General features: G+C 43.0%; 1 pseudogene. It reads right to left on the bottom strand.

What is annotated here, in order from left to right:
* A pseudogene (locus MZO40_RS17695) lies at positions 1 to 235 on the bottom strand (ribonucleoside-diphosphate reductase); the annotation flags it as partial.

The raw sequence follows: 235 nt of genomic DNA, 5'->3' as shown, positions 1-235 counted from the left end.
CGATTCATTGTTTGCAGCCGTTACCTGTTGCAAAAATTGATTTTGGTCAATCATCAGTTCTTTGAGTTGCGCCACTAGTGAAGACGGTTGAACTTCGTAGACAGCGTTAAAGCCAAGTGACATTAATGCATGATTGGCACCATAGGAGGCCAGATTGATGGCTTCGGTGGCATCGTCAAGGTTAGCTTCTAAGAAATCTTTTTCGGTTTGCATGAGTTGATCAAACTGGGTGTTA

The sequence above is a fragment of the Lactiplantibacillus sp. B652 genome (genome assembly GCF_023806745.1).
In the GTDB taxonomy this organism is placed as follows: Bacteria; Bacillota; Bacilli; order Lactobacillales; family Lactobacillaceae; genus Lactiplantibacillus; species Lactiplantibacillus pentosus.
The sequence above is the reverse complement of the archived record's forward strand: the minus strand, read 5'-3'. Positions and strand labels throughout refer to the sequence as shown.